This is a genomic window from Conexibacter sp. JCM 18997, from assembly GCF_055391915.1.
On sequence record NZ_AP043885.1, the window covers coordinates 2,753,979 to 2,767,723 of the forward strand.

The following is a 13,745-nucleotide window of genomic DNA, read 5'->3' on the forward strand; positions in this document are numbered from 1 at the left end:
AAAGGGCCCCGCAAGCGGAGCCCTCTCATTCCATCGGGGACGTCGAACTCCCCTACCCGGTCGAAGATGGTCCGACCGGGCGCCCCTTCCGACCTGGGGCGATGCTCATTGAATCGGTCGCGGCGGCGGAGAGTTGAGGCGCAATGGTGAACGTTGGCCGAACCTCGCAGGTCGGGCGGGCTACCGTGAAATGGCGTACATGCGGACCGAGCTCCATTTCCATCTGCTGCCGGGCGTCGACGACGGCCCCAAGAGCATGGACGAGAGCCTGGAGCTCGCGCGGATGGCCGTGGCCGACGGCACCGACACGATCACCGTCACCCCGCATGCGCGCGACGTCGACGTGCTCACCGTGCCCGAGCGCGTGGCCGAGCTGCGGGCCGCGCTCCAGGACGCCGCGATCCCGCTGCGCGTGCTGGAAGGCGTCGAGCTGGCCCAGGACGACATCGCCCGCCTCACGCCCGCGGAGCTGGAGATCGCCGCGCAGGGCCCGGAGGGCCACCGCTGGGTGCTGTTGGAGGCCCCGCTCTTCCTCGAGTCGCCCGGCCTGCTCAACGCCGCCGGCGAGCTGCGCCAGCGCGGCTACGGCCTGCTCATCGGCCACCCCGAGCGCTGCCCGTCGCTGATGGCCGACGGCGGCGGCCTGGACGCGCTGCTGGCCGGTGGCGCGCGCCTGCAGATCAACGGCTCGTCGCTGACCGGGCGCCACGGCGAGGACGCGCGGCGCTGGGCGCTGGCGCTGGCCGGCGACGGCCGCGCCAACGTGATCGCCTCCGACGCGCACCGCCCCACGCGCGGCCCCGTGCTCGGCGAGGCCGTGTCGATCCTCGCGCAGGCCGGCGTCGATCCCGCCGCCGCCGAGCGCATGACCTCGGCGACGCCGCGGGCCTTCCTGGACGAGGGGCTGCGCGCGGCCTGATGCCCGAGACCTTCCTGCTCGTCGACGGCGAGAACATCGACGCGACGCTGGGCGGCTCGCTGCTCGGTCGCCGCCCCGCCCCCGAGGAGCGCCCGCGCTGGGACCGCGTCCGCGACCACGCGGCGGAGCTGTGGGGCCAGCCGGTGCGCGGCCTGTTCTTCCTCAACGGCTCGGGCAGCGTCCCGATGTCGTTCGTGCAGGCGCTCACCGCGCTGGACTTCCGCCCGGTGCTGCTGTCCGGCCCGCCCGAGGTCAAGGTCGTCGACGTGGCGATCCTGCGCACGCTCGAGGCGCTGGCCGAGCGCGAGGACGGCGACGTGCTGCTGGCCAGCCACGACGGGGACTTCGCCGAGGCGATGGGCGCGCTGCTGACCGTGCCCGACCGCCGGGTCGGCGTCTACGGCTTCCGCGAGCTGATCAGCACGGCGTTGGCCGAGCTGGTCCCCGACGGGCTGCAGATGCTCGACCTCGAGGACGACGTCGGGGCCTTCACCGTCGCGCTGCCGCGCGTGCGGGTCATCCCGATCGACCGGTTCGATCCGTGGACGCTGCTGGGGTGACCTGGCTGCCCCTCGAGGGTGCGGCCAACGCGCGCGACCTCGGTGGCCTCCCGCTGGCCGGCGGCGGCGTCACGCAGCCCGGCGTGCTGCTGCGCACCGACAACCTGCAAGGGCTGACCGAGAGCGACGTGCGCTTTCTCGTCGACGAGCTGTCCGTGCGCGTCGTGGTCGACCTGCGCACCGGCATGGAGGTCGAGGCCGAGGGTCCCGGCCCGCTGACCCGCGAGGACCGCGTCGACATCCGCCACCGCTCGCTGTATCCGGAGGCCGGCCAGAACACCGACCTCGACGTGCTGCCCTGGCAGAGCTTCGACAGCATGGGCGAGCTCGACGAGTCGCCGGCCGTGCGCGCCTACCTGAACTACCTGCACCACCGCCCGGACTCGATCGTCGGGGCGCTGCGCGACATCGCCGCTGCCGACGGCGCGACCGTCGTCCACTGCGCGGCGGGCAAGGACCGCACCGGCGTGGTCTGCGCGTTCGCGCTGCAGGTGGCCGGCGTGCCCCGCGAGGCGATCGTGGCCGACTACGTGGCCACCGACGAGCGCATCGACGCGATCGTCGCCCGGCTGGCCGCCTCGCCCACCTACGCGGGCGACATCCACGTCGAGCACACGGATCGACATCGTCCGCGGGCCGAGACGATGGAGCGCGTGCTCGAGCTGGTCGACGCGCACGAGTGGCTGGCGGCGCACGGCTTCGAGGCCGACGACGTGACCGCGCTGCGGGCTCGCCTCAGCGGCTGAGCAGGAGCTCGGCGACGCGCAGGTCCAGCGGCGTCGTCACCTTCAGGTTCTCGCGCGGCGCGGGCACGATGCCCACGCGGCCGCCGAGCGCCTCGACCAGGCCGGCGTCGTCGGTGGCCGCGGCCAGGGTCGCCTCGTCCTGGCCCAGCGCCCGCTCCAGCCACGCGCGCCGGAAGACCTGTGGCGTCTGCACCGCCCACAGCGCCGCGCGATCGAGCGTGCGGTCGACCACGAGGTCCGGCCCGGGCGCGTGCTTGATCGTGTCGGTCACCGGTGCGGCGGCGACGACGGCGTCAAAGCCCTCCAGGCCGGCCACGCAGGCCTCGACCAGGTCCGGCGTGAGCAGCGGCCGCGCGGCGTCGTGCACGAGGATCACGTCGTCGCCCTGCGGGGCGGCGGCCAGCGCGTTGCGCACCGACTCCGAGCGTGATGCACCGCCGGTCACGGCGCCGGCGATGCTGCCGGTCACCTCGGCCGGCACCGCGACGACCACGTCGGCCACCGCGGGGGCCGCGAGCAGCGCCTCCAGCGACCACTCGTACAGCGGACGACCTCCCAACATGACGAACGCCTTGGGCCCACGGGCACCAAGGCGTTCGCCACGTCCGGCCGCCACGAGCAATGCGACGGCCACGGAAGTTCCGTCCCTACTTGGCCGCGGGGACGATGCCCTTTTCCTCGGCGGACCGGGCCAGCAGGTCGTCGAGGTATGCCTCGGCGGCCTCCTCGTCCTTGTCCAGCGCGTACATCAGCTCCGAGGCCAGGATCTTCTTGGCCCGCGTGAACATCTGCTTCTCGCCGGTCGACAGGCCCTTCTCGAACTCGCGCAGGGCCAGGTTGCGGACGACCTCGGCCAGCTCGTAGATGTCGCCGGTCTTGATCTTGTCGCGGTTGTGCTTGAAGCGCCGGTTCCAGTTCTTCGGCATCTCCGACTCGGAGTCCTCGAGAACGCCCAGGACCTTCTTGACGGCTTCCTCGTCGATGATGCGGCGCAGACCAGCGATCGCCGCGTTCTCGCACGGAACCATCACGGTCATGTCGTTGTGCAGGATCTTGATCGTGAGGTACTGCCGCTCCTCACCGAAGATCTTCTTGTTTTCCTTCTTGAGCACCTTGCCTGCCCCGTGATGGGGATAGACCACGGAGTCGCCGACCTCGAAGTCGATGCACTCGACCTCGCGGACGACTTCCAGGTCCTCCAGGAGCTGCTCTTCAGTGACGTCGGTGATGGTGTCCCTCCTTCAGGGTCCTGCTTGGTTCCGGCAAATCAGGTCTGCAGGTAGCGATCAACGAGGTTGATCTCCTGCAGACGGCGAAGGCCCTCGCGGATGTCCTTCGCCCGGATCTCGCCCACGCCCTCGACGGCCTCCAGTTCGGCGTCGGTCGCGGCGAGCATCTCGTCGAGCCCGCCGAAGTCGCGCACGATCTGCGTGACGACGATCTTGGGCAACCGCGGGATCCGTCCCAGGATGCGGTAGCCACGGGGCGAGACGGGATAGTCCAGGGTGTTGAGCTTGCGGTCGTACCCGAGCACTTCGGCGAGGCGGCCGAAGTCGAGCAGGTCCTGATGGGGCAGGCGACCGATCTGGTCCAAAGCGGTGGCGAAGGCCTCGTCGCTGGGGTCCGCGAGGTAGTCGCGGATCAGCGCGGCCTTGTCGGAGGCGGTCCCGACCATCGTCTCCTCGAGCTGCATCTCGATCAGGCGCCCTTCGGTGCCCAGCTCGACGATGTAGCGCTCGATCTCGACGGCCATGCGCGTGACCAGCTCGGAGCGCTGCAGGACCGTGAGGACGTCGTGGAGGGTGGCGCCGCCCTCGAACTCCAGGGCGGTCAGGCGCGTGGAGACCTGGTCCAGGCGCGTGCGGTACTTGTCCAGCGTGGCCAGCGCCTGGTTGGCCTTGGCCAGGACGACGGGGATGTCCTCAAGGATGTACTTCGCGCCGTCGACGTAGAGCGAGATGACCTCGCGCCGCTTGGAGATGGCGATCACCAGCGCGTCGGTCTGCTTGGAGACGCGCTCGGCGGTGCGGTGGCGGGTGCCGGTCTCCAGCGACAGGATCGTCGGATCCGGGATCAGCTGCACGTTGGCCATCGCGATCTTCGTCGCGTTGGCGTTGCAGACGATGCCGCCGTCCATCTTCGCCACCTGGTAGATCAGCGACGGCGTGTAGTCGACGTCGAGCTTGATGCCGCCGGAGAACAGGAAGCTGAGCTCGTCGGGCTCGCCGACGACGATCAGCGCGCCGGTGTCGGCGTGCAGGATGTTGTCGATGCCCTCACGCAGCGCGGTGCCGGGCGCAACCATCTCCAGCGACTTGACGAGCCGGGGCTCTTGTCGTGACTCGAGCTCGTTGAGCTCTTCCCCAGATCGCGCCGACATGAAGAACACATTCTAGCGATCTGTAAGGCAAGATAAAGCCCTGCTAACCGCCATGTTTTTCGGCGGGTCTCGCGGGGTCGGCACTCCACTGCGACCAGGAACCGGGATACAGCCGTCCCATTCCCAGCCCGGCGTGCTCGATCGAGAGCAGCAGATGGCACGCGCTGACCCCCGATCCGCAGTAGGCGATCGGGGTGTCAGCGGCGGCCAGGCCATGGCGTTCGAAGCGCTTGCGCAGGTCCGCCGGCGCGCGGAAGCGGCCGTCGGCGGCGAGGTTGGCGGCGGTCGAGACGTTGCGCGCGCCCGGGATGTGGCCGGCCCGCGGATCCAGCGGCTCGACCTCGCCACGGAAGCGCGCGCCGGCGCGCGCGTCGAGCAGCGGCGCCGCGGTGGTCGCCACCTCGTCGATGTCGGCCAGCCGCTCGGCCGGCCAGGGCACCGGCGTGCGCTGCACCGTCGCGCGCAGCGGCGTGTCCTGCTCCAGCGGCCCGTCGTAGGCCGGCAGGCCACCGTCCAGCAGCGCGGCGGGGGCACCGATCACGCGCAGCATCCAGACCAGCCGGGCGGCCATGATCCCGCCGGTGTCGTCGTAGGCCACGACCGCGGCGTCGTCGGCGATGCCCAGCGCGCCGAGCGCCTGCGCGAAGTGCTCGGGCGAGGGGAACGGGTGGCGGCCGCGCTCGGCGGAGGGCGGGTCGGCCAGCGCCTCGTGCAGGTCGACGAACACCGCGCCGGGCAGGTGCCCGCCGGCGTAGGCCTCGCGCCCGGAGCGCCCGTCGAGGTAGTAGCGCACGTCCGCGACGACGACCTCGGCGCGGTGGTCGCGCAGCCAGGCGACGTCGACGATCGGATCCATGCCCTACATCGTGGCGACGTTGAGCGCGGTCAGCAACGCCGCGATCACCGTCAGCGCGCAGCCGCCGACCAGCAGGATCGCGCCGTTGCCGCCGTTGCTCACCCAGCTGTCCAGCTGCGCGTGGCTGGGCCGGCGCGGGTCGTAGCGCACGACGACGGCGTCGCCGACGCGGAACAGGCCCGGCGGGGTCGCCGCGCGCGTCTGCACCTGCGGCCCGTCGGCGGGCTGGAAGCGCACCACCGGCCGGGTGGCCGGGCCGCCCAGCGGGTCGAACAGCATCGGCGTCCAATCCGTCTTGGTGTCCACGATCGTCGCCTCGGCGCGCGCGCCCTCGCGCAGCCCGGCCGCGGTCCGCGACCGCCGCGCGCCGACGACCATCACGCTCACGCCGGCCACCAGGATGACCGCCGCGATGAGCAGGAGCCCCATGCGCTCAGCGTTCCCGCCGCGCCCCCGACTGATGCGTGGGCCGCGGGGGGACGTCGCCGCGATCGCCGTTGTCCGCTCGAGCCCGGCATGCGGGTCGTATCGGACAACGGCGGCGGGTGGCCCCACGTCCCGCCGGAGCGCGCGGACGGGCCAGAACCCGCGGCGGCAGGAGCCGACGCGCGGCCCGGGCGGCCCTCGATGCCGGCCGGAAACGCGCGCGCGGCTCAGGCGGCGCGGGCCGCGCGGCCCTCGGGCGGCAGCGCCGCGCGCAGGGCCGCGCGCAGCGAGCTGACGGCCAGCGCGTGTCCGCCGCTGCCCTCGGGCGCGACGACCGTGCGCAGCCCGAACTTCTTGCACTCGTCCAAGCGCCGCTCCGGGTGGCCGACGGAGCGCAGCTCGCCGGTCAGCCCGACCTCGCCGAAGCAGGCCAGCGGCTGCGGCGAGTCGCCGCCCAGCGACGCGCCGCGCACGGCGGAGGCGACGGCCAGCGCCACGGCCAGATCCGCCCCCGGCTCGTCGACGCGGACGCCGCCGACGACGTTGACGAACACGTCGGCCGAGCCCGTGGCCACGCCCGCGTGGCGGGCCAGGACGGCCAGCACCAGGGCCACCCGGTTGCGGTCGATGCCGTTGACCATCCGCCGGGGCGGCACGATCTCGCTGGGCGAGACCAGCGCCTGCACCTCGACCAGCAGCGGCCGCGAGCCCTCCATCGAGGCCAGCACGACGCTGCCGGGAGCGCGCGTCGCCTCCCCCACGAACCGGCCGCTGGCGTCGAGCACCTCGACCAGCCCGCCCGAGCGCATCTCGAAGACGCCGGCCTCGTTGGTCGAGCCGAAGCGGTTCTTCAGCGCGCGCAGCGTGCGGTAGGTGCGCTCGCGCTCGCCCTCGAACTGCAGCACGCAGTCGACGAGGTGCTCGAGCACGCGCGGACCGGCCAGCGCGCCCTCCTTGGTCACATGGCCGACCAGCAGCACGGCGGTGCCGGTCTCCTTGGCCACGCGGGCCAGCCGGCCCGCGACCTCGCGCACCTGGCCGACGGAGCCGGGCGCGCCGCTCAGCTCGCCCGCATGCAGCGTCTGGACCGAGTCGATCACGCACACCTCGGGCCGCTCGACCAGCAGCGTGGCCACGACGGTCTCCAGATCCGTCTCGGCCAGCACCGGCACGTCGAGCGCCGCGCCGGGCAGCCGCGCGGCGCGCAGCTTGACCTGGGCCGCCGACTCCTCGCCGGACACGTACAGGGTCCCGACGCCCGCGCCGGCCAGGTTGCCCATCGCCATGCCGGTCAGCGTCGACTTGCCGATGCCCGGCGAGCCGCCGAGCAGCACGAGCGAACCGGGCACGAGGCCGCCGCCGAGGACGCGATCGAACTCGCCGATGCCGGTCGACAGCCGCGCGACGCGCGGGGCCGCGACGTCGCGCAGCCGGATGGGCTTGACCGCCCGCCCGGACGAGGCGGAGCCGCTGCGTGGACGGCCGGGGGACGCCGCCGCGGTCGGCGCCTGCTCCTCGACGAAGGTGTTCCACTCGCCGCAGCCGGGGCAGCGGCCCTGCCAGCGGGGCTCGACGTGGGCACAGGCCGAGCAGACGTGGATGGTGGAAGCGCGCGCCATGGTGGGATCGACAACCGTAGGCCCTGCACCCGACGTCCTCGCCCCCACGCGCCAAATGAGCGTGCCCGCTTAGGCACACCTAATACCATGGCCGCCGATGCAGCTCGCCCGCCCCCTCATCGCCGCCGTCCTCGCCGTTCTGCTGTTCGCCTCCACCGCGAACGCCGCCGACCCCGGACGGATCGTCGCCATCACCCCCTTCACCGCGAACGTCCTGGCTCAGCTCGGCGTCACGCCCGTCGCCGTCGGCGAGCCCGGCGCCGGCGAGGAAGGCCTGGATCCCCGGCTCAACGGCGTCAAGCGCCTGACGCTCAGCCACCCCAACGGGCCCAACCTCGAGCAGCTCGTCTCGCTGCGCCCCGACACCGTCTTCTCGTCGCCGATCTGGCGGGCCGGCACCCCGCGCATCCAGAACCTCGGCATCACGGTCTACGACTCCCTGGATCCGCAGCGGCTGGGAACGGTGCCGATCGGCATCAAGAAGATCGCCAACCTCGTGGGCAAGCCGTCCGAGGGCGTGGCGCTGGCCAACCGCGTGCAGAGCGCCTACCGCGCCGCCGCGACCAACCCCAAGAGCCACCCGCGCGTGCTGCTGGTCATGGGCCTGGCCCAGTACACGCTGGCCATGCTCGGCAACTCCTGGGGCGGCGACATCATCGAGGCGGCGGGCGGTGAGCTGGTCACGAAGAACATCAAGCCGATCGCCACGACGAACGAGGGCGCCGTCGTCGGCAACCTCTCCAACGAGGCCGTCGTGCAGATGAACCCCGACGTGATCATCGTCGTGCCGCACGGCGCCGCCAGCGACGTCGACACGATCGCCCGCTACTACAAGAACTTCGCGCCCTGGCGCAAGACCAAGGCGGCCAAGAGCGGGCGCATCTACGTGCCCACCGACGACCTCCTCCTGCAGGCCACCTCGGACCCCGCCAGCCTGATCCGCAAGGTCCGGCGCGACTACCTGAAGAACTAGGGGCTGTCGCAGATGGCCACCGCGGCCACGGAGCGGCCCGCACCACAGCTGCACACCCCCGCGCGCACCGGCGTGCGCCGGACGGCGGTCGCCCTCGGCGTGCTCGTCGCGCTGATCGCGGCGGTGTGCTGCTCGCTGGCCTTCGGCTCGGTCACCGTGCCGCTCAGCGAGGTCGTCAAGTCGCTGTTCGGCTGGCTGACCGGCCACCAGGCCAGCGGCGTCGACCGCGAGATCATCCTGCAGCTGCGCCTGCCGCGGACGGTCACGGCCATCGCCGTCGGCGCGTCGCTGGGCGTGGCCGGCGCGATGCTCCAAGGCTCGCTGGGCAACCCGCTGGCCTCGCCCGACGTGGTCGGCGTGACCGGCGGCGCGGCGTTCGGCGCGATGGTGATCATCCTCATGTCCCCGGGCCACGTCGCGCTGCTGCCGCTCAGCGCGCTCGTCTTCGGCCTGCTCGCCGCGCTGTTGGTGATCGCGCTCTCGTGGACCGGCGTGCACCGCGGCGGCGTCGGGCGGCTGATCCTGTCGGGCATCGCGATCGGCGCGATCTTCACCGCCGGCACGTCGATGCTGATGGCCCTGTACCCGAGCCGCGCGCCGTCGGCCGTCATGTGGCTGGCCGGCTCGCTGCAGACCGAGGGCTGGCCGACGATCCGCAGCGTCGCGCCCTACCTGATCGTCGGGCTGGTGCTCGCGTTCACGCTGATGCGCCCGCTCAATCGCCTCGCGCTGGGCGACGAGGTGGCCGCGTCGCTGGGCACCTCGCCGCGCGTCGTGCGGGTGCTGGCCATCCTGGCGGCGGCGATCCTGGCCTCCGGCTCGGCCGCGCTGGCCGGCCTGCTCGGCTTCCTGGGCATCGTCATCCCCCACGCCGTGCGCCTGCTGGGCGGGACCTCGAATAACACCTACGTCGTGCCGATCTCCGCGCTGGCCGGCGCCGCGCTGCTGACCGCCGGCGATGTCGTCGCGCGCACGCTCAAGGCGCCGCTCGAGCTGCCCGTCGGCCCGATGATGGTCGTGATCGGCGTGCCGCTGTTCCTGTGGCTGCTGCGGAAGGCCGTGTAGTCCGGTGGCCATCCTCGAGGTGCGCGATGCCGCAGTGCGGATCGGCGACAAGGAGATCCTCCACGGCGCCGACCTGAGCGTCGACGCCGGCCAGCTCGTCGCGGTCGTCGGCCCCAACGGCGCCGGCAAGTCGACCTTGGCCCGTGCGGCGGCCGGCCTGCAGAAGCTGGCCGGCGGCTCGGTGCGCTGGAACGGCGAGGACCTCGGATCGATCCGGGCCCGCAAGCTCGCGCTGATCCGCGCCTACATCCCCCAGCGCCCGCGCGTGCCGGAGGGGATCGTCGTGCGCGAGGCCGTGCTGATCGGCCGCTCGCCCCACCTGCGTCCGCTGGAGCGGCTCGGCTCGGGCGATCGCGACGCGGCCGAGCGGGCGATGGACCGCGCCGGCGTGCTCGCGTTTGCCGACCGGCGCCTGACGACGCTGTCGGGCGGCGAGCTGCAACGCGTGCAGATCGCCATCGGCCTGGCCCAGGAGGCACCGGTGCTGATGGCCGACGAGCCGACCTCCGCGCTGGACCTGGGCGCCACCTCGGCGATGGCCCGCCTGCTGCGCGGCCTGGCCGACGAGGGCCTGGCCGTCGTGCTCGTCGTGCACGACCTGGCGCTGGCCGCCGCCGTGGCCGACGAGGTGGTGGTGATCTCCAACGGGCGCTCGGTGGCCACCGGCACGCCGGCCGAGGTGCTGCACACCGAGCAGCTGCGCGACGTGTGGCACGTGCACGCCGAGCTGGAGGCCGACGGCAGCGGGCGCACCGCCCTGCACGTGCGCTGGCTGGACGAGCGACCGTCGACTACCGACGTCGGCGTTCCGCCCACGCTCCCAGGCTGAGCGCCGCCGCGGCGGCGAGCGCCACGACCAGGCCCGGCGGAACGTGGAAGCCGCCGTCGGTGTCGGGCACCGACGCGGCCACGACCGCCTGCTGGACGGCGATCGACTCCGGCGTCGACGCGTCGGCCAGCAACGTGCCGGAGACGGCGTCGGGATCGATCTTCGGCGGCGCCTGCTCGGGCTCGTCCGGTTTGGGCTTGGACCGCTTGCGCGGCTTCTGCTGCGTGGCCTTCGGCGTCGCCTGCGGCGTGACCTCCGGCTCGGCCGCGGGCGCCGGGGCGGGCGTCGCCGCCGGCGCGGGCGCCGCCGGGACGGGCGCGGGCGCCGCGGCGGAGTCGCGTCCGGTGTCCGTCCCACGGACCGCATCCGCGGTGCGGCGCTTCGGGTCGCCGACGACGATCGTCACCGGGTCCGATGTCCCGCCGCCGCCGGCGCCGTCGGACACCGTCACGGTGACGCGGTAGCGCCCGGCCCGCGCGAACGCGTGATCGACCTCGGAGCCGACCTCGCTGGTGCCGTCGCCGAAGTCCCAGGTGTAGGTCGCGTCCTCCGTGCTGGACTGGGCCAGCAGCGGCACCCGCTGGCCGACGTCGGCCTTCTCGACGCTGGCGATGATCGCCACCTCGAGCAGCGTCGCGCCCTCGATCGTCACGTCCAGCGGCGCGTTGGGCGCCGAGCGGATCACCTGCGCCGCGCGACCGCTGGCCGTCGCCGGGCGCAGCAGCGAGGTGCGCCCGTCGGCGTCGATCCACACGAGCGCGGGACCCTCCGGGAACGGCGGCACGGCGCCCAGCTCGGGCCGCGTCAGCTGCAGCAGCGCCAGGTCCGCGCTGGCCGTCACCGCGCTGACCGCGTTGGGATCGGCCCCGGCCAAAGCCACGGCGGCGCGGACCGACGTGCCGGTCAGCGACTGGGCCACGCCGTCGACCACGTAGGTCGTGGGCGCCACGTCGGCGGCCGCGGCCAGCTGCGCCGCGCTGACCGTGACGTCGCGGCCGTCGACCTCGAAGGCGATCCCGGGGTCCGCGAAGGCGGGCGCCGCGCTCAGGGCGAGCGCCGCGCAGGCCAACGCGAGGGCCCGTCTCACCCGAGCGTCGCGGAGATCGTGACCTGGCCCTGATCGCTGTCGTAGAGGTACGCGCGGTACAGCGAGACGCCCTCCGCGGCGAGCGTCATCGGAACGTCGGTCCAGGTCACCGTCGCGCCGGAGACGACCGGGGTGACGCCGTTGAGCTTGAGCAGGCCGATCGACTGCCGGCTGCCGATCACCGACTTCGGGGAGCCGGACGCGCGCTGGACCTTGACGACCGCCTTGGGCGTCGCCGCCGCGAGGTCGTAGGTCCAGTCGGCGAAGGACATGTCCAGCGAGTGGCCCTTCCAGCGGAAGTTCGTCGCGCCGGCCGTGGTGATCAGCGCGCCGCCCGTGGCCGCGTCGAACCACCCGCTGGTGATGGGCAGCGTGAAGCGCGACGTGCCGTCGTAGGTGGCGGGCGCCTGCGCCGTGACGCTGCCCGCCTCCCCGCTGGAGGCCAGGTAGTTCAGCCACGAGGCCCGTGGCGACCAGGTCACCGTCCCCCCGCTGATCGACGTCGCGGCGGCCGGGCGCGTCGAGGCGGTCGCGGCGCCCGGCGTCGGCGGTCCGGTGACGGTCGGCGCGGCGGGCGCGCCGGGGATGTCGCCGCCGCTCGGCGCGGCCGTCGTCGAGGCCTCGAGATCCACGGTGCCCAGGCGGCCACCGGCCAGCCCCGGCTTGTGCAGCGACGAGCGCAGCAGGCGCACGGCGGAGCTGGTCAGCGTCAGCGGCGCCTCGGTCACGTAGGTGCCCGCCGGATCGACCGCGCGGCGCGTGTCCGGTGCGGTGATCCTGGCGATCGTGCGGCGCCGCCCCCCGACGACGGCGCTCAGCGAAGAACGCGAGCCGACCGTCACCTGCAGGCCGCTCAGCGTCACCGAGCGGCCACCGCTGGCGAGCTTCAGCGTCCCGCCGTGGCCGACGGTCGCCGTGCGGCCGGAGATCTTCACGGTCGTCGTGGGCAGCGCGACGCCGCCGCGCGTGGCCTTGGCCGGCCGGCCCGCCGACACCTGGATCCCCTGCGCCTGCAGCGATGCCGCGGCCGGTCCGCGCAGCGCGATCCGCGTGTCCTGGGCGTGGGCTGCGGAGGCGACGGTGGCCGCCGTGGCGAGCGCGGCGGCGGAGGCGAAGAACGACAGACGGAGAATGGCCATGGGGAGGGGCTTAGGGTAACCTAAGCGACGTGACTGACACCGCCGCTCCGGCCAACCCCCACTCGGCCCAGGCGACGCCCCACCAGGTGCCGCCCGGCATGGCCCAGCCTGCCTCCCCTGGCCCGCTGACCGAAGGCATCGGCGACGTTCGCCGCCGCACCGCCGCCGAGGAGGCGCGCACCATCGTCGCGGGCACGAACCTCGCCACGCTCGCCTCGCTCAGCGAGGACGGCCACCCGTGGGGCTCGTTCGTGACCTACGGCACGCTGGCCGACGGCTCGCCGGTCCTGTGCCTGTCCACGCTGGCCGAGCACGGCCGCAACCTTCCGCGCGACCCGCGCGCCTCGCTCGTCGTCGCCTCCAGCCCCGGCGACAACGACCCGCTGGACTCCGGCCGCGTGACGCTGGCCGGCACCGCCATCGTCCCCACCGGCCTGGCGCTCGAGGACGCCCGCGACGCCTACCGCAACGCGGTCCAGGACGCGGCCGCGTTCATGGACTTCGGTGACTTCACGATCTACGTCCTGCAGATCGAGCGCGTGCGCTGGGTCGGCGGCTTCGGGCGCATGGCCTCCGCCGACGCGGCGTCCTACCACGCCGCCGAGCCCGATCCGGTGGCCGCTTCGGCGCCCTACGCGGTCGCGCACCTCAACGAGGATCACGACGACGCGCTGCTGGACATGGCCCGGGCCATCGCCGGCTACACCGACGCCACGCACGCCCGCTGCACCGCCGCGGACCGCTACGGCCTCGATCTGGTCGTGCACACGCCGCGGGGCCGGGCCACGACGCGCGTCGGCTTCGCCGAGCCGATCACCGAGCCCAACGGCCTGCGCAGCGCGACGGTCGAGCTCGCGCGGCGTTCGCGCAAGCTGCTGGCCACCTGAGTCGGCGCGCCCGCCCTACCCGGCGGGCGCCCGCGCGCAGCTCTCGAAGCCCCCGTCACGGTGGGCGCGGTCGCAGAACGGCTTGTCGGACGACAGCCCGCAGCGGCACAGCGCCACCGCGCGCCCTGCCTCGAGCTCCCACGCGCGCCCGTCGACGTCGATCAGGCGGATCGGCCCCGTGACCTTGTAGGGACCGTTGTCGCGGACCTTGATCTCGACGATCGGCTCATCGGTCATGCGTGACCGAGCGTACCCTGCA

16 protein-coding genes are annotated in these 13,745 nt (G+C 73.5%); 7 read left to right on the top strand and 9 right to left on the bottom strand.

Annotated features, from left to right (window positions below):
* Positions 1–199 precede the first annotated feature (199 nt).
* Genes ACZ5UI_RS13995 through ACZ5UI_RS14005 form a run of 3 tightly spaced genes read left to right on the top strand, consistent with a single transcriptional unit; the run spans position 200 to position 2,225 of the window.
* Positions 200–919, top strand: coding sequence for a tyrosine-protein phosphatase (locus ACZ5UI_RS13995; protein ID WP_464187766.1), 720 nt, complete (start codon positions 200–202; stop codon positions 917–919).
* Positions 919–1,479, top strand: a complete 561-nt coding sequence (locus ACZ5UI_RS14000; protein WP_464187768.1) for an NYN domain-containing protein — start codon at positions 919–921, stop codon at positions 1,477–1,479. The genes ACZ5UI_RS13995 and ACZ5UI_RS14000 overlap by 1 nt, the downstream gene beginning before the upstream one ends.
* Positions 1,476–2,225 (top strand): tyrosine-protein phosphatase, encoded by a 750-nt coding sequence (locus ACZ5UI_RS14005; protein ID WP_464187770.1) that lies wholly within the window; start codon positions 1,476–1,478, stop codon positions 2,223–2,225. The genes ACZ5UI_RS14000 and ACZ5UI_RS14005 overlap by 4 nt, the downstream gene beginning before the upstream one ends.
* On the opposite strand, the gene ispD is transcribed toward ACZ5UI_RS14005, so the two are convergent.
* From ispD to radA, 6 genes are all read right to left on the bottom strand, one after another.
* Positions 2,215–2,859: a 2-C-methyl-D-erythritol 4-phosphate cytidylyltransferase gene (gene ispD / locus ACZ5UI_RS14010; RefSeq protein WP_464187772.1), complete on the bottom strand. Its 645-nt coding sequence runs from the start codon at positions 2,857–2,859 to the stop codon at positions 2,215–2,217. The two genes, ACZ5UI_RS14005 and ispD, sit on opposite strands and share 11 nt — an antisense overlap.
* 13 nt (positions 2,860–2,872) lie before the next feature.
* Entirely contained in the window at positions 2,873–3,337 is a 465-nt protein-coding gene (locus ACZ5UI_RS14015; protein WP_464187774.1) for a CarD family transcriptional regulator, read from the bottom strand.
* A 155-nt stretch (positions 3,338–3,492) separates the two neighbouring features.
* Positions 3,493–4,605, bottom strand: a complete 1,113-nt coding sequence (disA, locus tag ACZ5UI_RS14020; protein ID WP_464187776.1) for a DNA integrity scanning diadenylate cyclase DisA — start codon at positions 4,603–4,605, stop codon at positions 3,493–3,495.
* 43 nt (positions 4,606–4,648) lie between these two features.
* Positions 4,649–5,461: a sulfurtransferase gene (locus tag ACZ5UI_RS14025; protein ID WP_464187778.1), complete on the bottom strand. Its 813-nt coding sequence runs from the start codon at positions 5,459–5,461 to the stop codon at positions 4,649–4,651.
* A gap of 3 nt (positions 5,462–5,464) precedes the next feature.
* On the bottom strand, positions 5,465–5,890 hold the full coding sequence (locus ACZ5UI_RS14030) for a DUF3592 domain-containing protein (protein WP_464187781.1): 426 nt from the start codon (positions 5,888–5,890) through the stop codon (positions 5,465–5,467).
* 224 nt (positions 5,891–6,114) lie between these two features.
* Positions 6,115–7,506 carry a DNA repair protein RadA gene (radA, locus tag ACZ5UI_RS14035; RefSeq protein ID WP_464187783.1) on the bottom strand — a complete coding sequence of 464 codons (1,392 nt, stop codon included), beginning with the start codon at positions 7,504–7,506 and terminating at the stop codon, positions 6,115–6,117.
* A gap of 97 nt (positions 7,507–7,603) precedes the next feature.
* Here radA and ACZ5UI_RS14040 point away from each other — a divergent pair, with 97 nt between their 5' ends.
* From ACZ5UI_RS14040 to ACZ5UI_RS14050, 3 genes are read left to right on the top strand one after another with little or no spacing between them, the layout of a single operon-like run.
* Entirely contained in the window at positions 7,604–8,479 is an 876-nt protein-coding gene (locus tag ACZ5UI_RS14040) for an ABC transporter substrate-binding protein (protein WP_464187785.1), read from the top strand.
* 12 nt (positions 8,480–8,491) lie between these two features.
* Positions 8,492–9,544, top strand: a complete 1,053-nt coding sequence (locus ACZ5UI_RS14045; protein ID WP_464187787.1) for a FecCD family ABC transporter permease — start codon at positions 8,492–8,494, stop codon at positions 9,542–9,544.
* A 4-nt stretch (positions 9,545–9,548) separates the two neighbouring features.
* Complete coding sequence (locus tag ACZ5UI_RS14050; RefSeq protein WP_464187789.1) at positions 9,549–10,373, top strand: ABC transporter ATP-binding protein; 825 nt, start codon at positions 9,549–9,551, stop codon at positions 10,371–10,373.
* Here the strand turns inward: ACZ5UI_RS14050 and ACZ5UI_RS14055 are convergent.
* Both ACZ5UI_RS14055 and ACZ5UI_RS14060 read right to left on the bottom strand, forming a co-directional pair.
* A complete protein-coding gene (locus tag ACZ5UI_RS14055) occupies positions 10,336–11,460 on the bottom strand; it encodes a PKD domain-containing protein (RefSeq protein ID WP_464187791.1) in 1,125 nt (374 codons plus the stop codon). The two genes, ACZ5UI_RS14050 and ACZ5UI_RS14055, sit on opposite strands and share 38 nt — an antisense overlap.
* Positions 11,457–12,599: an HtaA domain-containing protein gene (locus tag ACZ5UI_RS14060; protein ID WP_464187793.1), complete on the bottom strand. Its 1,143-nt coding sequence runs from the start codon at positions 12,597–12,599 to the stop codon at positions 11,457–11,459. The genes ACZ5UI_RS14055 and ACZ5UI_RS14060 overlap by 4 nt, the downstream gene beginning before the upstream one ends.
* A 98-nt stretch (positions 12,600–12,697) precedes the next feature.
* On the opposite strand from ACZ5UI_RS14060, the gene ACZ5UI_RS14065 reads away from it, so the two are divergent.
* A complete protein-coding gene (locus ACZ5UI_RS14065; protein ID WP_464197826.1) occupies positions 12,698–13,486 on the top strand; it encodes a HugZ family pyridoxamine 5'-phosphate oxidase in 789 nt (262 codons plus the stop codon).
* Between the two features lie 15 nt (positions 13,487–13,501).
* On the opposite strand, the gene ACZ5UI_RS14070 is transcribed toward ACZ5UI_RS14065, so the two are convergent.
* Positions 13,502–13,723, bottom strand: a complete 222-nt coding sequence (locus ACZ5UI_RS14070) for a CDGSH iron-sulfur domain-containing protein (protein ID WP_464187795.1) — start codon at positions 13,721–13,723, stop codon at positions 13,502–13,504.
* Between the last annotated feature and the right edge of the window lie 22 nt (positions 13,724–13,745).